Origin of the sequence: Bacillus cereus group sp. MYBK101-2, from assembly GCF_051918845.1 — a bacterium.
GTDB classification, from domain to species: Bacteria; Bacillota; Bacilli; order Bacillales; family Bacillaceae_G; genus Bacillus_A; species Bacillus_A paranthracis.
Window position 1 is genome coordinate 697,530 of sequence record NZ_JBQAIE010000001.1, and the last position, 18,329, is coordinate 715,858.

The window sequence follows — 18,329 nt, forward strand, 5'->3', positions numbered from 1 at the left end:
ACATTACCTTTTTATTTCTGTTAACATCCGCAGCTGTTCATTGTATTTTTCTTTTGGTAATTTTACATATCCTACCTCTTCAGCAAGATTACCAACATGCTGAATCATAAACTCAACATAATTCGCTACATTCATTTTATTTCGGATAGATGCATCATTTACATAAGCAAATAGCGACCTAGATAATGGCTTATATTTACCTGATTGAATCGTATCTTTCGTCGGAAGTACACCATCCACTTTTATTGCTCTCACCTTATCTCGATTGGCCATATAATAAGCATATCCTACAAAAGCAATGGCATTTTTATCATTCATTACCCCTTGCATAATAACTTGATCATCTTCAGACAAAGAGACTTTTTTTACAATGCGATTATTTTGTAAGATGACGTTTTGAAAATAATCATACGTACCAGAGTCTACACCTGGCGCATAAAACTTCACCTGTTCACGTGGCCATGAAGAATGAATTTGTGACCATCGCTTTTCGTTTCCATCTTCACTCCATAATAGACGTAACTCGTCTACCGTCATATTGTCTACCCAAGTATTTTCGCGATTCACAACGATCGTAAGACCGTCGTAAGCAACTTCAAATGGTGTAAACTGAATGGAGTTTCTCTTCATTTCATTTTCTTCCACTTGTTTCATTACTCTCGAAGCATTATTTATATCGACTTCTCCTTTACTGAAACGATTAAATCCTCCTCCTGTTCCAGAAACACTGATGGAAATTTTCACGCTTGGATGCACCTTTGTATATTCCTCCGCTACCGCTTCTATAATAGGAAAAACCGTTGAGGATCCATCAACTCTCACTTCTCCCATTTCATTCGCAGCAAATGCAGTAGACGTGCCAACATAAAAGAAACATGTTGACAGTATGAAAACTTTAATTGATGCACTTATCCATTTCACGTGTTCTTCCTCCTAGAAGTAACCGGAAATAACAGGATTACAGATATAAGAATACTGCTAAACTATTAATTCGGTTTTAATTGTTTGTAAAAGTTTTGTAAAGTTCCACAAGAATCAACATTAGGTAAATTATTAATCCGTAGCCACTGTTCATCTTCACTGAGGATTGGTCCATAACTTCCATAGTGAATGCATACGTATTATTTGCAAGGTCCCTTAAAATTCCGATATGATCTGCTTGTCCACTTTATTAAAACGTATGCATGAATCAAAAAAAAAGCACACTATCTTTTCAGATAGTGTGCTTTTTTTACAACTTTTTTATTCATCATCTTGCTTTTTATTTTTCTTATCTATTTCCTCTTGTGTAGCTTCGCCATTTTCTACCTTTTTCAAATCAAAGTACGCGTCCATAATGTCACGACTAATATAACCGTTAATACCTGATTTATCATCTACCCAAGGTACAACAACAGAAAATGCTACTTCAGGGTCTTCAAGTGGCGCATAACCTACTAATGTTAAGTTATATGTTTCTTTACGCTCACCGTTTGCTTTTCTACCAATCTCTTTATCTCCGCCATACACAGTTTGAGCTGTACCTGTTTTACCAGCAGCTTTATAGGATGCGCCTGTAAAGTATTTCGCAGCTGTACCACCAGACTCATTAAATACTTGTCTAAATCCTTCCTGAACACGTTTAATTTGTGATTCAGGCATATCAATACGGTTTAGTACTTTTGGTTCCATTGAATGAACGACTTTTCCAACTTCGCCTTGTTTCGCTTCCGGTTGACGAATTTCCTTTACAACTTGCGGCTGCATACGGTAACCACCATTTGCAATTGTTGAAACATACTGTGCTAATTGAAGTGGTGTGTACGTGTCATACTGCCCAATTGATAAATCTAATAAGAAACCTGGCTGATTTCCTCTACCTGTTTGACCCGCAGATTCATTTGGTAAATCGATACCTGTTTTTACACCAAGTCCAAACTGCCCGAAATAATAACGCATCGTATCAAATGCTTTTTGTGGTATATCTAACGTACCACCTCTTACATATGGAACACCTGCGATATTCATCGCTGTTTTAAACATATATACGTTAGAAGACATTTTTAATGCTGTTAAATCATTAATGTATCCCATCGTCTTCCAAGAAGATTTTTGTGGCGTTCCCTTTAATCTGATTGGTTCATCAAGTTGAACTGAACCTGGTTGAATGGCACCTGTCTGATACCCAGTAAGTACTGTCGCACCTTTTACAGTTGATCCCATCGGATAAGAACTTGTCATCGTTCCTAATGCGAAATCTTGCACTTTCGTTTCACCATTTTCTTCTACTAACTGTTTCCCTGCCATAGATAAAACTTCACCATTTTTTGGATTCATCATTACAACGAATGCACGATCTAAAAGAGGTTGTCCCCCTTTATATCTCAATAAATTTTTCGTGATAATTTCTTCTACACGCTTTTGTAATTCCATATCAATTGTTAAATTCAGATTGTTACCACTTTGCCCTTTTGATACATTAATCGTTTCTAAAATATTACCGTTTTTATCTGTAATATTTCTCACTTCCGCTTTATTACCGTGCAAACTATCTTCATATTGCTGCTCAAGATAACTTTTCCCTACGCGGTCATTTCGATTATAATCACGAACAAGATAGTAATCTAGTCTTTCTCTCGGTAAACCTTCATCAGACGTTGACACGCCGCCAAGTACACTTCGGAATAAATCATCATAAATATACTTTCGATCCCAATCAACATTCGTATCTACACCCGGTAATGCTGCTAGATTTTCACTAATAATCGCATATTCTTGTTCTGTAGCATCCTTTTTAATGACTTGTGGTGTCATCGCATATCCGCCGTCCATTTTGCTTTTAATCGCTAGCACTTCTAAATCTTTTGCGGATAATTGATTCACTTCTTCTTCTGTCACGCGATTTCGTTGACGCTCATCTAATTCTTTATCGTCAATTTTTTTATCTTTAAACTCTTGACGATCTTTTTTCGTAATTTTTTCTTGCGCTTCTTCTTTATGAATAGCAAGCCAATAATCTTTTTTATCGCGATCTGTTAATTTATCTGTCGGTACTTCAATCAAATCTGCTAATTTTTTCGCTGTTTCTAAGCGAGCCTCTGCAGTTGATCCTTTCATTTTTGTAAATGTAATCGTACGTACAGCTGCATTATCTACTACAGCTCGCCCATAACGGTCAAATATTTTCCCACGTGGTACAGGATTACTTATCGTCGAGTTTTCTTTCCTCTCCACTTCATTCTTATATTCCTCACCGCGAACAATTTGTACATAACCAAGCCTTACAATAACCGCGGAGAACATTAAAAACACGCAGAAAAACAGCACGTTTAACCGAAAAGGAACGTGAGTCTTTTTCTTTTGTTGTTTCTGCTTCTTGCCCATACAAACCCCCTCTACCAACAGCTATGTAATTTGAAAGGGACACCTTCATACAGGTGTCCTCACTGCTGTCTTACATCTTTTTCTATTCTAGCATAAAACAAACGATAAGTTAACCTTCTGGTTCTGTTTGATTCTGCGTGGTTCCTTGCGCTACGACACTTGTGTTCCCTGCATTTCCTTCATCATATTTGACATTTTTAACTGCAAAATAAATAAGAAAATGTCCAGCACCTAAAATACATAGTAAGACAGGTAAACTCTTTTCAGGCGGAAAGAATAATACAGCACATAAAAAACTTAAAACTGAACAAATTCTCCCGGCATTTAACCATAATTCTCGGACAACAACATACTCTACACGCCACTCTCTCGCATTTTTCGCTCTACCAATTACATCATATGTCATCGATCCATATGGAACGAGTAAAATAGGGTATGCAATCGCAATGCATGCTGCATAAATAAGTAATTTTGTGTATGTAACATTGAATATAACTAAAAATACAACAGCATATAAAATAATGCCTCCAAGTAAAATTGCTTTTTTTCGCCACTCTTTCTTTAACATACGGGCAACTAAATAGTAACATACAAATGATACAGCAGAATTTACTAAGCTATATTTCCCTAATGCAAGCTCACTATCGGTTGCTAAGTACACATATACTGAAATAACAAAAATGAATGTCCCCTCTCTCAATCCTTGGAAAAAATGAGCACGTGTAATTCTCCCCCAATTTTTATCAATCCGTCGCTCTTTCAAAACTTGTGTAACCTCATAACGACCTTCACATTCTCTCTTAGATACAAAAAAGCTTAAAACGACAGCAATTGCAAATAACAATAACGAGAGAAAGAATATGACCGTATAACCACTCCACTTCTCCATACGTGAAATTGTGTATCCAGCTGCTATCGGTCCAATCATGCCAGAGAAGGATGTAAGAAGCCCAAGAAACCCGTTAAAGAAATCTCTTGTTTCTGGTTCTGTAATCTCAAATGTTAATAAGTTAAACGCGAGCCAGTAAAAACCATATCCGACTCCTAAAAGAGCCCCCATTAATAAAATATAGTGAGAAGCGCTTTTCCCCGCTACTAAAACAACGATAAAAAAAATCGCTAACGTGCCTACGCCTATTCGTAACAAGATCGAGCGATCAATACGCTTCGCTAATTTCCCACCTATAAGAAATGTGAGGGGCTGCAATACAACGCTGGCCAAATTATACAAGCCGAGATTCACATAATTTTGTGTTTGTTTCCATAAATAAATGTTAACAAACGTATTCGATAAAGAAATTGCGAGCGTGTATAAACCTCCAATAAGGAGTAATAACACTAAATCCCGATTCACTTCAACGTCACCAATTATATGTTTCCACTTCATACACAACTCTCCTTTACTTCATGTTCTAGTCTTCCAAAGACAAGCTCAATTATGTAAAAGGAAAGCATAGAAAAAAGCTAGGAGCATTCTCCTAGCTTTTTCTATCGTTATTACAATTATTTTGCTTCTTGGTAACGTTTTTCAGCAGCGTTCCAATCTACAACGTTCCAGAATGCACCGATGTAGTCTGGACGACGGTTTTGATAATTTAAGTAGTAAGCATGTTCCCAAACATCTAAACCGATAACTGGAGTTTTACCTTCAGTTAGAGGAGAATCTTGGTTTGGCGTGCTTGTTACTTCTAACTCACCATTATTTACTACTAACCAAGCCCAACCAGAACCGAAGCGAGTTGCGCCAGCTTTTGCGAATTCTTCTTTGAATGCATCGAAGCTACCGAATTTCGCTTCAATTGCAGTTGCAAGTTCGCCTACTGGTTGTCCGCCGCCGTTTGGAGATAAGATTGTCCAGAAGAATGTGTGGTTAGCATGTCCGCCACCATTGTTACGTACTGCTGTACGGATTGCTTCTGGTACTTCGTTTAAGTTTGCAACTAATTCTTCTACGCTTTTGTCAGCTAATTCTGCATGACCTTCTAAAGCAGCGTTTAAGTTTGTGATGTACGTGTTATGGTGTTTTGTATGATGGATGTTCATTGTTTCTTTGTCAAAGTGAGGCTCTAAAGCATCATACGCATAAGGTAAATTTGGTAATTCGTGTTTTGCCATTGTTATATTCCTCCCAGTTTATGTATTGCCACTTAAGTGACATACAACTACATTCTACCCTAATTGCCATAGGGTGCAAACAAATAAATCACATTGTCTTGCTATCATTAAAGTAGCAAAATTCCCACTTCTTTTCAATTAAAATGCTCATATATTTCATAAAAAAAGCTCCCTTCTACAAGGAAGCTTCCTACTGACATAATAAACATGTGAAATGGATATGGACCCTGTAGGACTCGAACCTACGACCGGACGGTTATGAGCCGTCTGCTCTAACCAGCTGAGCTAAGGGTCCACAATTATGTATGTAATAATACATCAAATAAAGGAATTCCTATCGGATATATCCTTTAAGAAATGTAAGATAAATTTACCATATAGAAAAGAAAAGTGTCAATTGTATTTTTCTCATTTAAAAGAAGAAAATTAATAAAAAGAAATTTAGTTATCTCTACTATATGTAAATATAATATATCTTGAGATTCCCTAGATTCCTACGTTACAATGATTTTATACATACATAAAGGAAGTGAATCTATGTCCATATTTACCCAATTAGTCAAAAGCGTATATTCGCCTAAAGATATGGCGCTATTCCGTTTTCAAAAAATCGGAAAAACCATTTTGTATATTATGCTACTTTGTCTAATCACTACTATTCCAAGAACATTCTTTTACGGTAGCTTTATCCAAGATAGTGTTACTATGGTAAATCAAGCAATTGAAAAAGATTTACCTGATTTTAAAATCGAAAATGGTGAACTAAAAGCTGATATTGAACAACCTATTCAAAAAGAAGAGGGAGATGCTCTTTTCGTATTTGATCCAAATACAACAGATATCGAAAAGTATCAAAATAAAACTGGTTTATTTATTTTAAAAGATAAAGTAGTTTCTATAGGAAATGGCCAGACGCAAACATACTCCTACAATGATTTATTAGGGACATCTCTTGAGAAAAAAGATTTGCAAGATTTCATTTCTGTATTCGATAGTATTTATCCAATTTTACTAGCTGTTATCGGAGTGTTAGTATATCTATTCCAATTGTTCATTACTTTCTTAGGAATTACTTTACTTGCGTTTATCGGTTCTGCTATGAGTGGTCAACGTAAATTATCTTATAAGCAAGTATGGACGTTAACTGCCTACAGCTACACAATTCCAACCATCTTCTTTATGATTATGGATTTATTCAAAATCGTTGTACCTGGCTCAACATTCATTTATATCGCAGTTGTTTTAATTGTTCTATACTTAACAATTAAAGAAGTTCCAAAACCGAACGAAAAAAATGCCTAAATAGGCATTTTTTTTTTGGACAAGCATATATTCCTAGCAAAGGAGTGAAGAATATGAAGAGATTAGGTATATTCTTATTCGTGCTTGTTCTTGGTTATATATTTTATTACGATATAAAAATCGGCACTTTACCGATGTTAAGTTCATATAAAAAGACAAATGCGGCCGAAACGATAAAACAAGAAAGTACAAATACAAAACAAAAGAAAGAAAACAAAGCGGAAAAAGAAACAGATGTCACTTATAAAACAATTGAAGTCAAAACAGGTGATACGGTTCTTTCCATTACAGAAGCGATTAATAAGAAGAAAATTCCTTCTATCGAAAAAGTAATTGATGATTTTAAACAATTAAATAAAAATACACCTGCTACAAAAATACAACTTGGAAAGTCTTATAAATTCCCGTTATATCAATAAGCAATCACTTAATCCTTGTCAATTACATAAAGGCGCTGATACAATAGTAAAAGTGAAACCGAGCACTTCGGTTTCTATAGCCCTGTATCACGTATACTATCATTGATATAAGGGACTAAATAAGAAACTTCTTTTATAAGGAGAGCGATCTATTCGTGAATGAAATGACTCATCGTACAAAAACACGTCCAGTTAAAGTCGGTAATTTAACAATTGGCGGTAATAATGAATTAATTATACAAAGTATGACAACAACAAAAACACATGATGTTGAAGCAACAGTTGCTGAAATTAAACGTTTAGAAGAAGCTGGCTGCCAAGTCGTGCGTGTTGCTGTTCCAGACGAACGCGCAGCAAATGCTATTGCTGATATTAAAAAACAAATCAACATTCCACTTGTTGCTGATATTCATTTTGATTATCGCCTTGCTTTAAAAGCAATTGAAGGCGGCATTGATAAAGTACGTATCAATCCAGGTAACATTGGTCGTCGCCATAAAGTAGAAGCTGTTGTAAATGCAGCAAAAGAACGCGGCATTCCAATCCGTATCGGTGTAAACGCAGGTTCATTAGAGCGTCACATTTTAGAAAAGTACGGATACCCAACTGCAGATGGTATGGTTGAGAGCGCCCTGCATCACATTAAAATTTTAGAGGACTTAGATTTCCATGATATTATCGTATCTATGAAAGCCTCTGATGTTAACTTGGCAATTGAAGCATACGAAAAAGCTGCACGTGCTTTTGATTATCCACTACATTTAGGTATCACAGAATCTGGAACGTTATTTGCCGGAACTGTAAAAAGTGCCGCTGGTCTTGGAGCAATCTTAAGCAAAGGCATCGGGAATACACTACGTATTTCATTAAGTGCTGACCCAGTTGAAGAAGTAAAAGTTGCGCGTGAACTATTAAAGTCATTCGGCCTTGCATCTAATGCAGCAACACTTATTTCTTGTCCAACTTGCGGTCGTATTGAAATTGATTTAATTAGCATCGCTAACGAAGTGGAAGAGTACATTTCTACACTACAAGTACCAATTAAGGTTGCAGTACTTGGCTGCGCTGTAAATGGTCCTGGTGAAGCTCGTGAAGCTGATATCGGTATTGCCGGCGCGCGCGGAGAAGGACTATTATTCCGCAAAGGGCAAGTCGTTCGTAAAGTACCAGAAGAAATAATGGTAGAAGAACTGAAAAAAGAAATCGACGTAATTGCTGCTGAAATGGCTGCTGAACGAGAAAAAGAAAAAGAAACACAAGAACAATAAAAAGAAGGTTGCCCACAACATTTGTGAGCAACCTTCTTTTCTACGTAAAAAAGCTCGTCAGTTATAGAACTAACGAGCTTTTACTTTGCACATTTTGGACAACGTCCGTATATTTCAAACTTATGACCTGTTACTTCATAACCATTAAAATCTTTATTCATAAAATCCATCGGGCAAGAAGTAATCTCTTTCGTCCCTCCGCAATCTAAACAAATAAAATGATGATGATGTTCCATAATAGAACATGTAAAACGAAAATGTTTTTCACCGTTTAATTCCGTTTGTTCTAAAACACCGATTTCAGCAAACACCGTTAAGTTACGATAAATCGTGTCAAAGCTAAGACCTGGATAATCATCCTTCATATGCTCTAAAACGTCCTTCGCCGTTAAATAACGATTGTGAGCTGCAAATAACCTGAGCATTTCTTCCCTTTTCCCAGTATGTTTGTATCCTTTATCTTTCATTAGGCGTAAAGCTTCTGTTAGATTCATATCTATCCCTACTTTATGCAGTTTTTTTCTTCTTCCATAAAATCGCACCAATTAAAATAAGAACTGCTATCATAACAATTGTACCACCTGGTGCTAAATCAAGTTGATACGAAGCAAACATTCCACCAATTACTGCAATTTCACCAAATAAAATGGAGAAGAAAATTGTTTGTTTAAATCCATTCGCAATACGAATACTTGCTGCAACTGGTAACGTCATTAATGATGATACGAGAAGAACCCCCACTACACGCATTGATACCGCAATGACAAGCGCAACCAATATAATGAAAATAAAGTGAATCCACTTTGCACTCAAACCGGTTGATACAGCGTATTCTTCATCAAACGATAGTAAAAATAACTCTTTGTATAATAAAGTAATCGTTACAATAACAACAATTGCTACAATGCCGATAATTATTAAATCCGTACTTGTTACAGCACTTACACTACCAAATAAATAACTAAATAAATCTGTGTTAAACCCATTTGCAAGTGAAATAAAAATAACGCCAATCCCCATTCCTGCTGAAAGAATAATTGGAATTGCTAATTCTTGATAATGTTTATATACAGTACGTAGTTTTTCAATAAGTAACGCCCCACCAATAGAAAAAATCATCCCCATATATAACGGATTTAAAAATCCCCCTGTGAAAATTGTTTTTTCTAGTAGTAAACTTGCAGCAATACCCGATAATGTCACGTGGCTTAATGCATCCGCAATAAGCGACATGCGGCGAATGACAACAAATACACCTATAAGCGGTGCAACAAGTCCTATTAAAATTCCTGCATATAAAGAGTTACGTAAAAAGTCATATTGTAAAAAATCTTGTATCATTATATCCTCCCGTGATGCTCATGCTCGTGTTCTAAACGATGAACATGGTGTCCATATAAGACGGACATTTCTGCATCTTCTAACTCTCGGAACTTTTCTACATTTCCATGGAAATGTAAATGTTTGTTTAAGCATGCAACATGTGTTACTTTCTCGGTAACAGCTCCCATATCATGCGTAACGAGAATTAATGTGATTCCTAGCCTTTTGTTTAAATCCTCTAATATCTCATAAAAACTTTCTACATTCTTCACATCAATTCCAACAGTGGGCTCGTCCAAAATAAGTAATTCAGGATCACTAACGAGCGCACGAGCAATAAATACGCGCTGTTGTTGTCCACCAGAAAGTTCTCCAATATTACGCCCTTGAAACTCACTCATTCCTACATCAGCAATCGCTTTTTCTACCTTTTTCTTATCGTTTTTCGTAAAAAAGCGAAACAGCCCTTTTTTCGAAACGAGTCCCATTGACACAACTTCAAACACAGTTGCCGGAAAACCAGAATTAAAGCTATTTGCCTTTTGCGACACATAACCAACTTTGTTCCATTCTTTAAACTTCTTACTATCAACACCAAACAAACGAATGCTTCCCTGTTTTGGCTTTAAAACGCCTAATAAACATTTTAGCAAAGTGGATTTCCCTGAACCATTTGGCCCAACTAAACCTAAAAAAGCTCCCTTCGGAACTTGCAAATTTATATCTTCTAACACATTTCGATCTTCATATCGAAATGACAATCCTTCTATTTCTAATATATTGTTCATAGCATCTCACCTATTTTAATTCAGAATGATTCCGATTTATATCTATTTGAATTATAGTACAGCTTATTATAGTTGTAAACCAATCTGCCTAAAATATATCTACTTTTTCAAGAAACCTTACTATTATAACAAAAAGCAGAGAAAAATTCTCTGCTTTCAAAAGATATTATAATTAATTTTTTAGTGAATAGCCGATTTAAACTTACCACCATTTGTCTCTTGTGTACTCATAATCGTAACAAACGCATTCGCATCAATTTCATACACAATTGATTTTAACTTTGTCACTTCTAGACGTGTTACCACTGCATAAATAACTTCTTTTTCTTTATCCGTGTAACCGCCTTTCGCTACAAGCTTTGTAGTTCCACGACCAAGACGATGCAAAATCGCATTTGATACTTCCTCATATTGATCTGATACAATTAAAACAGCTTTCGTTTCATCTAAACCTTGAATGACTGTATCAATTGTTTTGAATGCAATGTAGTACGTCATAACAGAATACATCGCTTGTTCAACACCAAATACAAATGCTGCCCATGCAAAAATGAATAAGTTCACAAACATTACAAATTCGCCTACGGAGAAAGGTAATTTCTTCGTTAATAAAATACCCATAATTTCTGTTCCGTCCATTGATCCACCATGACGAATAACGAGCCCTACACCAAGACCTAAAATAAGACCACCAAACACTGTAGCTAAAATTGGCTCTGTTGTAAATGGCGGAACAGCATGTAACGTTGATTCAATAAACGCTAAAGCTACAATACCGAACGCCGAAGATAACATGAACGTTTTTCCAATTTGCTTATAACCCGAATACATAAATGGGATATTGAGAATAACGACCAAAGTAGAGAAACTTAACCACCAAATATTAGGAGTAAGATAATCTAATATAAGAGAAATACCAATAATTCCACCATCAATAATTTTATTTGGCATTAAAAATAATTCAATCGCTACCGCTGCGCATGCTGCTCCAAAAATAATCATAACTAAACGATACATAAGATGGATAACACTTTCTTTTCGATGTTGCTTCTGCTCCATAAGTCCTCCCTATACTCTTTTTCTATATTTTTGTCCTTATATTATAACATACGCTTCTTTTTCTCATGAAAAAAGAAGCTCTATATGAATATGTACAAGCTACGTACTCATATATTTCGATAGAAGAACGTGTGAAGGAGGATAACTCGATGAACCTCATTAAACAACTTGTAAATAAAAAATTAAATCATATTTCTACAAAGGAATTATTGAAATATAGTAAAGAATATGATGTTCCAATTACGACTGCACAAGCTGATCAAATTGTTGGACTTATGAAAGGAAAGAATATTAACATTTACGATAATGACGAACGACTAGCGCTCTTAAAACAAATAGCTCAAGTAACCTCGCCCGCTACTGCCCAACAAGTAAATACTTTATTTCAACAACTACTAAAATAAGGAGGGGATATTCCCCTCCTTATTGCTTATTGCGCTTTAATTTTCTCAAGGAGTCCTTCATCAAAAGTACCATTTTTCAGCATTTCGATTTCCAATTTATATGGCGGCTTCTTGTCCTTTTTATCTTCACCTACATATGGTGTTTCCAGAATTTTTGGTACGTGCATTAATTGCGGATGATGCACAATATGATGCAATGCTTTATAACCGATATGACCGAAACCGATATTTTCATGACGGTCCTTTCCTGCGCCGCGTACATTTTTACTATCATTAATATGAAGTACTTGTAAACGATCGATACCAACAATCTTATCAAATTCGTTTAATACACCGTCAAAGTCATTTACAATGTCATATCCTGCATCGTGCGTATGGCATGTATCAAAGCATACCGATAGTTTTTCATTATATGTTACACCATCAATAATTTTTGCAATTTCTTCAAAGCTACGGCCGCATTCTGTTCCTTTTCCTGCCATCGTTTCTAACGCAATGTTCACCGTCTGATCTGGCGTTAATACTTCATTCAGTCCTTTAATAATTTGTTGAATACCAGCGTCTGCCCCTGCACCAACGTGCGCACCTGGGTGAAGAACGATTTGTTTTGCCATACCTAATGCTGATGTTCTTTCAATTTCCATACGAAGGAAATCTACACCTAATTGGAATGTTTCTGGCTTCGTCGTATTTCCAACATTAATAATATATGGCGCATGTACGATAATCTCTTCGATACCGTTTTGTTCCATATGTTTTCTTCCTGCTTCTATATTCAATTCTTCAATTGGTTTTCTTCTTGTATTTTGCGGTGCACCTGTATAAATCATAAACGTCGTTGCACCGTATGAAACAGCCTCTTCACTTGCTGCTAATAACATTTTCTTACCACTCATAGAAACATGAGATCCAATCTTTAACATACAATCACCTCTTCAATATACAATAGATATAATGATAGCATAATTTGTAGAAATATGTAGTGAATTGTTTTTCCATTCTCCACTGATTATTATCCTCGTAAATAGCTAGATAAAAAAAGATAAGGGAAATCCCTTATCTTTTTTTATTGCTATATTTTCTTTTCACTTTGTCACGTTCTGTTGCAAGTTTACGTTTATAATTTGGTTTTACTTTTTTCGGTTTTTTAACAACTTTCGTTGCCATAACATCAAGTTCATCATTTGGTTTTTTACGGCTCTTACGACGACGACGTTCACCTAAATCCGCCCACTCATCTCCGCGTAAATCTACATGTTTAAACTCGATATGGCGTTGTTTTTCTAAACTATCTAACGCTTCTTCGTTTGCTGGATCATAAATCGTCACTGCAATACCTGAATAGCCTGCACGTGCTGTTCTTCCCACTCGGTGAACGAAGAAATCTAAATCTGATGGAAGTTCGTAGTTAATAACATGACTAATTCCTTCAATATCAATACCACGAGCTGCTAAATCAGTTGCAACAATATATTGGAATTCAAGGTCACGAATTTGTTTCATCATTTTTTTACGATCACGAGGTGATAAATCTCCGTGAATTCGTCCAACTTTTAAGCCGCGTTCCGTTAATCCGTCAGCAACTTGATCTGCCATTTTCTTCGTATTCGTGAAAACAACTGCTAAATACGGCTTAAATTGTAGCAACATTCTTTTCACTAAATCGATTTTGTTACGATGTTTAGAAGGCACTAAATAATGCTCGATATTTCCAGCCGCAACTTGTTTTGGATTGATATGAATATGCTCTGGATTCTCCATGTATTTCTTCAGAAACGGTTTTAGTTTTTGAGGAATTGTTGCAGAGAAAACTAACATTTGCAAGTTTTTAGGCATGCGTGCTGCAATCTTATCTACATCATGAATGAATCCCATATCAAGCATTAAGTCTGCTTCATCGACAATAATTGTATTTGCTTTATGAACAAACAGTGCTTGTTCTTCTACTAAGTCTTTAATACGTCCTGGTGTTCCAACTACAATATGAGGTTGTTTTTTCAACTTTTCAATTGATCGTTGTTTATCAGTTCCACCAATTAAACAACGTGCTGTAATCATTTGATCTTCCGCACAGAACTTTGTTAATTTCACGATTTCTTCGTAAATTTGTTGTGCTAACTCACGAGTAGGCGCTGTAATAACAAGTTGTACTTCTTCACGACCTGGGTTAATTCTGTTCAATGTAGGAAGTAAGTATGCATGTGTTTTCCCAGAACCTGTTTGGGATTGTCCAATTACACTTACACCTTTTTTCACGACCGGGAAAATTTTCTGTTGAATTCCTGTCGGCTCTGTAAAGCGTAGTTCACGAACTGCATCTATTAAAAATGGTTTAAAATCATACTGTGTAAAAGTTTGTTGTGTCATAAGTTACACCTTCTTTCTAAATTTCTACTGCGCGCACAAATCAGTCAAGTCTACATTATATCGAAATCTACAAGTAAAATCTATCTTTAGTTTAGGTTTTTACTTCAAAAACTAACCTTCTTCCCTCTTATTGCATATTGTATGTGTATATACCTAACTGAAGAAAGGAGGATTTCTCACATGTTTCCAAAATCCCCCATGAGGCAAATGTATCCGAATCCAGGGCAGCAACCTTATACACCATATCCAATTCCACAACTACCACCGATGGCACAAAAAAAGAAAGGATTTCTTGCTAAACTCTTTAAAAAACACGATCCAACCGAAGCTTTCATGCAAATGGTTCCGCCTTATCGACAAATGGAAGGACCGCCAATGATGCACCAGCAACCGCCACCTCAATATCGACAGCAATATCAGCAACAATACCAACACCAATACCCGCAACAATATCAACAGCAATATCAACCATACATGCAGCATCATCCCGAGCAAATGATCCCTCCTCAAATGTATGAATCAAACGAAACGCGCGGCGGTGCAGCAACTACAACCGCATCAAGTAGCGGCATCGGTAGTTTTTTTTCGAATTTAATTTCGAATCCAACTAATATGATAAATAATATCGAAAAAGTATCACAAGTCGTTCAATCTGTAAGCCCTGTCGTCGAACAGTACGGTCCCATTATGCGTAACCTACCAAGCATCGTTAAAATCCTCACCTCTGGAAAAAGTACGGAAGAAAATCCAACCGAAGATCAAACTGAAGACGTAACAGAAAAGGTTGAAGTAGCAACTCCACCTCCTCCACAAAAAAAAAGAAAAAGAAAAAAAATGGTGATTGAGCCAGTTATAGAAAAAGAAGTGCGCGAGGAGCCTGTTCAAAAAATAGCAACAAAACCAAAACTATATGTGTAACAATCCTTTGTTTTCTATCCACTCCTCCTTTATAATGTAAAAGACTATGCACAAAAGTATCTCTTGTTTAGAAGGAGAGGATTACTCATATGAAAATTGTTAAAATTTCCCCTCGTGGTTATTGCTACGGTGTTGTGGACGCGATGGTTATTGCACGTAACGCCGCATTAGATACATCATTACCAAGACCTATTTATATTTTAGGTATGATTGTTCACAACAAACATGTAACAGATGCATTCGAAGAAGATGGTATCATTACATTAGACGGTCCAAGTCGATTAGACATTTTAGATAAAATTGATTCTGGTACTGTTATTTTCACTGCACACGGTGTTTCTCCAGAAGTTAAACAGCGTGCAAAAGAAAAAGGTTTAACAACAATCGATGCCACTTGCCCAGATGTTACAAAAACACATGACCTTATTGAAGCAAAGAAAGCTGAAGGTTACCATGTCATTTATATCGGCAAAAAAAATCATCCAGAACCAGAAGGCGCAGTTGGTATCGCACCTGACATCGTTCATCTTATCGAAAGAGCCGATGATTTAAAAACATTAGAAATCCCAACGGATAAAATTTTAGTTACAAATCAAACAACGATGAGTCAATGGGATGTTCAACATTTAATGGAGGACATTCAGAAGAAATTCCCAACAGCAGAGTTCCATAAGGAAATTTGTTTAGCAACTCAAGTTCGCCAAGAAGCTGTTGCCAAACAAGCTGATGTTGCAGACTTAACAATTGTTGTTGGTGACCCGAAAAGTAATAACTCAAACCGTTTAGCACAAGTATCGCAAGAAATCGCTGGTACGAAAGCATACCGCGTTGCGGACGTAAGTGAAATCAAATTAGAATGGCTACAAGGTGTCGAGAACGTAGCTGTTACAGCAGGCGCTTCTACTCCAACACCAATTACAAAAGAGGTTATCGCTTTCTTAGAGCAATATGACCCAATGAATCCTGCTACATGGGAAAGAGTTCGAAAAGTACCGTTACAAAAAATATTACCTCGTGTAAAAGTGAAAAAAGAACAATAATAAAAACCGTTGCCTATATGAGCAACGGTTTTTATTTTTCTTATACAAATGTAAATGGATCTGTATGTAACTGCGAAGCATGAATATGTACATTCAGTTTCTTTGCATCTGCTTTTTCTTGTAATTGCTTTTGTACACCTTGCTTCATTACCTTTTCAACGTTATGTCCTGGGTCGACGATATTTAAACCGAGCATCATCGCATCATGGGCAACATGATAATACATGTCACCTGTTACATATACATCCGCACCTTTAAATTTAGCTTGATTGATGTATTTGTTACCATCGCCACCAAGTACAGCTACTTTGCGCACTTTATCATCTAATTTCCCAACAACTCGCGCACCCTTTACATCTAACGATTGCTTTACATGTTCCGCAAACTGTCCAAGTGTCATTTCTTCTTGTAAATACCCTATTTTTCCAAGCCCTAACGTTTCACCTTTGTTATCAAGTGGATACACATCATAGGCTACTTCTTCATATGGATGTGCTGTTACCATTGCTTTAATCACTTTTCGTTGTAGTGAAGCTGGAATAATCGTTTCGATTCGCACTTCTTCTACGCGCTCTAACTGTCCAGTTTCCCCGATATAAGGATTTGTCCCCTCTTGAGGTACAAATGTACCTGTACCCTCGCTATTAAACGTACAGTGACTATAATTGCCGATATGACCAGCACCTGCGTCTCCTAATGCTTTTCGTACTTCTTCTGCATGAGTTTCAGGCACAAACACAACAATTTTTTTCATTTCTTCTGCATATGTCGGTGCCAAAACTTCTGTATTTTGCAATCCTAACGCCTCAGCAAGTAAATCATTTACCCCGCCCTTAGCAACATCCACATTTGTATGTGCGGCATAGATTGCAATATCATTTTTAATACACTTTTCAATAATTTTCCCATATGCCTTATCTGTATGAATCGCTTTTAGCGGGTTAAAAATTAAAGGATGATGCGCAATAATGACATTCGCTCCTAATTGAATTGCTTCATCCACAACTTCTTCCGTTACATCTAACGCAATTAATACGTGTTGCACGGGTTTATTAAGCGCTCCAATCTGCAAGCCAATCTTATCTCCTTCCATCGCCAAATGCTTCGGATACATACTTTCAAATAACGAAATAATTTCATGGCCATTTGGAATTTTACTCATGATAAAACCTCCCCTATCATTTTCATTTTCGCTTCTACTTCCGCACGCTTCGCTTTTGTTTCTTCAGAATCAGCCGCACGTTCTAACTGCTTTAAAATATTTTGGAAGTTTTTTAATTCTCCTTCCCACTTTTCAACGAAAGCTTCACTTTTTTCTTTCATTAAAAATGGTCCCATAAATAATTCAGCCTGTTTATTTTCAGAGTAAGGAACCGTGATATTTCCTCGCTCCCCTACTAAAATCTCGTAAATTTTCCCATCTTCTTTTACGATTTTTTCATGGATAAGCTCCCATCCATTCTCAATAAACCATTCACGAATGTGATGCGCTGCAATATTCGGCTGTAAGATTAAACGTGTTACACCTTCTAATTTTTCTTTACCACTTTCTAAAATATCACGAATTAACGCTCCGCCCATTCCGGCAACCGTAATTACATCTACTTCTCCTGGCGCGATAACAGCTAATCCATTCCCTTTACGCACATCTACTTGATCTTGTAAGCCACTTTCAGCTACAGTTGCCTGCGCAGAGCGAAATGGTCCATCTACAACCTCTCCAGCAACTGCTTTAGTAGCAATATTATTTATAATTGTATAACACGGTAAATACGCATGATCCGATCCAATATCGGCAACTGTAGATCCTACTGGTATTTCACGCACAACTTCTTCTAATCGTTTTGAAAGCTTTACTTCATTCATGTATTTCCATTACTCCTTCTCTTGTCAGTCTGTCTCCATGATAATGAATTTATAGTAGTTGTTGCAAGCCTATAACAACAATTCACTTCTCTATCAT

The 18,329-nt window shown here is 36.4% G+C and carries 18 protein-coding genes and 1 tRNA gene; 6 read left to right on the top strand and 13 right to left on the bottom strand.

From position 1 onward, the window contains the following. Window positions 1-3: 3 nt before the first annotated feature. The 5 genes from phoX to ACTFSI_RS03760 form a co-directional block, all read right to left on the bottom strand. Window positions 4-921: a phosphate ABC transporter substrate-binding protein PhoX gene (gene phoX / locus ACTFSI_RS03740; protein WP_000871254.1), complete on the bottom strand. Its 918-nt coding sequence runs from the start codon at window positions 919-921 to the stop codon at window positions 4-6. Window positions 922-1,242: 321 nt separating this feature from the next. After that, on the bottom strand, window positions 1,243-3,363 hold the full coding sequence (locus ACTFSI_RS03745) for a peptidoglycan D,D-transpeptidase FtsI family protein (protein ID WP_000516825.1): 2,121 nt from the start codon (window positions 3,361-3,363) through the stop codon (window positions 1,243-1,245). Between the two features lie 109 nt (window positions 3,364-3,472). Further along, window positions 3,473-4,750 (bottom strand): MFS transporter, encoded by a 1,278-nt coding sequence (locus ACTFSI_RS03750; protein WP_000871368.1) that lies wholly within the window; start codon window positions 4,748-4,750, stop codon window positions 3,473-3,475. 116 nt (window positions 4,751-4,866) lie between these two features. Next, window positions 4,867-5,478, bottom strand: coding sequence for a superoxide dismutase [Mn] (gene sodA, locus ACTFSI_RS03755; protein ID WP_001052031.1), 612 nt, complete (start codon window positions 5,476-5,478; stop codon window positions 4,867-4,869). A gap of 221 nt (window positions 5,479-5,699) precedes the next feature. Then, window positions 5,700-5,773 (bottom strand) — tRNA-Ile (locus tag ACTFSI_RS03760). Between the two features lie 242 nt (window positions 5,774-6,015). Between ACTFSI_RS03760 and ACTFSI_RS03765 the strand changes: the two genes are divergently transcribed. From ACTFSI_RS03765 to ispG, 3 genes are all read left to right on the top strand, one after another. Then, window positions 6,016-6,780 carry a DUF1189 domain-containing protein gene (locus tag ACTFSI_RS03765; protein ID WP_000021910.1) on the top strand — a complete coding sequence of 255 codons (765 nt, stop codon included), beginning with the start codon at window positions 6,016-6,018 and terminating at the stop codon, window positions 6,778-6,780. A gap of 53 nt (window positions 6,781-6,833) precedes the next feature. Continuing rightward, window positions 6,834-7,199, top strand: coding sequence for a hypothetical protein (locus tag ACTFSI_RS03770; RefSeq protein WP_000825406.1), 366 nt, complete (start codon window positions 6,834-6,836; stop codon window positions 7,197-7,199). A 164-nt stretch (window positions 7,200-7,363) separates the two neighbouring features. Beyond that, window positions 7,364-8,467 carry a flavodoxin-dependent (E)-4-hydroxy-3-methylbut-2-enyl-diphosphate synthase gene (gene ispG, locus ACTFSI_RS03775; protein ID WP_011040674.1) on the top strand — a complete coding sequence of 368 codons (1,104 nt, stop codon included), beginning with the start codon at window positions 7,364-7,366 and terminating at the stop codon, window positions 8,465-8,467. Between the two features lie 80 nt (window positions 8,468-8,547). Here ispG and ACTFSI_RS03780 read toward each other — a convergent pair whose 3' ends face one another. The 4 genes from ACTFSI_RS03780 to ACTFSI_RS03795 all read right to left on the bottom strand — a co-directional run bounded on the left by ACTFSI_RS03780 (window position 8,548) and on the right by ACTFSI_RS03795 (window position 11,637). After that, window positions 8,548-8,961: a Fur family transcriptional regulator gene (locus ACTFSI_RS03780; protein ID WP_001054512.1), complete on the bottom strand. Its 414-nt coding sequence runs from the start codon at window positions 8,959-8,961 to the stop codon at window positions 8,548-8,550. A gap of 13 nt (window positions 8,962-8,974) precedes the next feature. After that, window positions 8,975-9,808: a metal ABC transporter permease gene (locus tag ACTFSI_RS03785; RefSeq protein ID WP_000613823.1), complete on the bottom strand. Its 834-nt coding sequence runs from the start codon at window positions 9,806-9,808 to the stop codon at window positions 8,975-8,977. Further along, the gene (locus ACTFSI_RS03790) at window positions 9,808-10,578 is read right to left on the bottom strand and encodes a metal ABC transporter ATP-binding protein (protein ID WP_001059652.1); all 771 of its coding nucleotides are present in this window, start codon (window positions 10,576-10,578) and stop codon (window positions 9,808-9,810) included. Before ACTFSI_RS03790 ends, ACTFSI_RS03785 begins: the two co-directional genes overlap by 1 nt. Before the next feature lie 180 nt (window positions 10,579-10,758). Continuing rightward, complete coding sequence (locus tag ACTFSI_RS03795) at window positions 10,759-11,637, bottom strand: YitT family protein (RefSeq protein ID WP_000435966.1); 879 nt, start codon at window positions 11,635-11,637, stop codon at window positions 10,759-10,761. 149 nt (window positions 11,638-11,786) lie between these two features. Between ACTFSI_RS03795 and ACTFSI_RS03800 the strand changes: the two genes are divergently transcribed. Continuing rightward, window positions 11,787-12,041 (top strand): DUF2624 domain-containing protein, encoded by a 255-nt coding sequence (locus ACTFSI_RS03800; protein WP_001048963.1) that lies wholly within the window; start codon window positions 11,787-11,789, stop codon window positions 12,039-12,041. 26 nt (window positions 12,042-12,067) lie between these two features. Here the strand turns inward: ACTFSI_RS03800 and ACTFSI_RS03805 are convergent, their stop codons facing one another. Together ACTFSI_RS03805 and ACTFSI_RS03810 are read right to left on the bottom strand one after the other, a co-directional pair. After that, window positions 12,068-12,964, bottom strand: coding sequence for a deoxyribonuclease IV (locus tag ACTFSI_RS03805; RefSeq protein ID WP_000912464.1), 897 nt, complete (start codon window positions 12,962-12,964; stop codon window positions 12,068-12,070). Window positions 12,965-13,097: 133 nt separating this feature from the next. Beyond that, window positions 13,098-14,408, bottom strand: coding sequence for a DEAD/DEAH box helicase (locus tag ACTFSI_RS03810; protein ID WP_000194027.1), 1,311 nt, complete (start codon window positions 14,406-14,408; stop codon window positions 13,098-13,100). A gap of 180 nt (window positions 14,409-14,588) precedes the next feature. Here ACTFSI_RS03810 and vrrA point away from each other — a divergent pair, with 180 nt between their 5' ends. Together vrrA and ACTFSI_RS03820 are read left to right on the top strand one after the other, a co-directional pair. Continuing rightward, window positions 14,589-15,326: a VrrA/YqfQ family protein gene (vrrA, locus tag ACTFSI_RS03815; protein WP_000484139.1), complete on the top strand. Its 738-nt coding sequence runs from the start codon at window positions 14,589-14,591 to the stop codon at window positions 15,324-15,326. 89 nt (window positions 15,327-15,415) lie between these two features. Beyond that, a complete protein-coding gene (locus tag ACTFSI_RS03820) occupies window positions 15,416-16,366 on the top strand; it encodes a 4-hydroxy-3-methylbut-2-enyl diphosphate reductase (protein ID WP_000706669.1) in 951 nt (316 codons plus the stop codon). Between the two features lie 40 nt (window positions 16,367-16,406). On the opposite strand, the gene ACTFSI_RS03825 is transcribed toward ACTFSI_RS03820, so the two are convergent. Beyond that, the gene (locus tag ACTFSI_RS03825; protein ID WP_000036211.1) at window positions 16,407-17,528 is read right to left on the bottom strand and encodes a Nif3-like dinuclear metal center hexameric protein; all 1,122 of its coding nucleotides are present in this window, start codon (window positions 17,526-17,528) and stop codon (window positions 16,407-16,409) included. Next, window positions 17,525-18,232, bottom strand: coding sequence for a tRNA (adenine(22)-N(1))-methyltransferase (locus ACTFSI_RS03830; protein ID WP_001006560.1), 708 nt, complete (start codon window positions 18,230-18,232; stop codon window positions 17,525-17,527). The genes ACTFSI_RS03825 and ACTFSI_RS03830 overlap by 4 nt, the downstream gene beginning before the upstream one ends. Between the last annotated feature and the right edge of the window lie 97 nt (window positions 18,233-18,329).

What these genes read in the sequence shown, in the direction of transcription:
- ACTFSI_RS03745 (WP_000516825.1), bottom strand. Translation starts at nt 3,363, where the DNA reads ATGGGCAAGAAGCAGAAACAACAAAAGAAAAAGACTCACGTTCCTTTT.
- ACTFSI_RS03750 (WP_000871368.1), bottom strand. Translation starts at nt 4,750, where the DNA reads ATGAAGTGGAAACATATAATTGGTGACGTTGAAGTGAATCGGGATTTA.
- sodA (WP_001052031.1), bottom strand. Translation starts at nt 5,478, where the DNA reads ATGGCAAAACACGAATTACCAAATTTACCTTATGCGTATGATGCTTTA.
- ACTFSI_RS03765 (WP_000021910.1), top strand. Translation starts at nt 6,016, where the DNA reads ATGTCCATATTTACCCAATTAGTCAAAAGCGTATATTCGCCTAAAGAT.
- ACTFSI_RS03770 (WP_000825406.1), top strand. Translation starts at nt 6,834, where the DNA reads ATGAAGAGATTAGGTATATTCTTATTCGTGCTTGTTCTTGGTTATATA.
- ispG (WP_011040674.1), top strand. Translation starts at nt 7,364, where the DNA reads ATGACTCATCGTACAAAAACACGTCCAGTTAAAGTCGGTAATTTAACA.
- ACTFSI_RS03780 (WP_001054512.1), bottom strand. Translation starts at nt 8,961, where the DNA reads ATGAATCTAACAGAAGCTTTACGCCTAATGAAAGATAAAGGATACAAA.
- ACTFSI_RS03785 (WP_000613823.1), bottom strand. Translation starts at nt 9,808, where the DNA reads ATGATACAAGATTTTTTACAATATGACTTTTTACGTAACTCTTTATAT.
- ACTFSI_RS03790 (WP_001059652.1), bottom strand. Translation starts at nt 10,578, where the DNA reads ATGAACAATATATTAGAAATAGAAGGATTGTCATTTCGATATGAAGAT.
- ACTFSI_RS03795 (WP_000435966.1), bottom strand. Translation starts at nt 11,637, where the DNA reads ATGGAGCAGAAGCAACATCGAAAAGAAAGTGTTATCCATCTTATGTAT.
- ACTFSI_RS03800 (WP_001048963.1), top strand. Translation starts at nt 11,787, where the DNA reads ATGAACCTCATTAAACAACTTGTAAATAAAAAATTAAATCATATTTCT.
- ACTFSI_RS03805 (WP_000912464.1), bottom strand. Translation starts at nt 12,964, where the DNA reads ATGTTAAAGATTGGATCTCATGTTTCTATGAGTGGTAAGAAAATGTTA.
- ACTFSI_RS03810 (WP_000194027.1), bottom strand. Translation starts at nt 14,408, where the DNA reads ATGACACAACAAACTTTTACACAGTATGATTTTAAACCATTTTTAATA.
- vrrA (WP_000484139.1), top strand. Translation starts at nt 14,589, where the DNA reads ATGTTTCCAAAATCCCCCATGAGGCAAATGTATCCGAATCCAGGGCAG.
- ACTFSI_RS03820 (WP_000706669.1), top strand. Translation starts at nt 15,416, where the DNA reads ATGAAAATTGTTAAAATTTCCCCTCGTGGTTATTGCTACGGTGTTGTG.
- ACTFSI_RS03825 (WP_000036211.1), bottom strand. Translation starts at nt 17,528, where the DNA reads ATGAGTAAAATTCCAAATGGCCATGAAATTATTTCGTTATTTGAAAGT.
- ACTFSI_RS03830 (WP_001006560.1), bottom strand. Translation starts at nt 18,232, where the DNA reads ATGAATGAAGTAAAGCTTTCAAAACGATTAGAAGAAGTTGTGCGTGAA.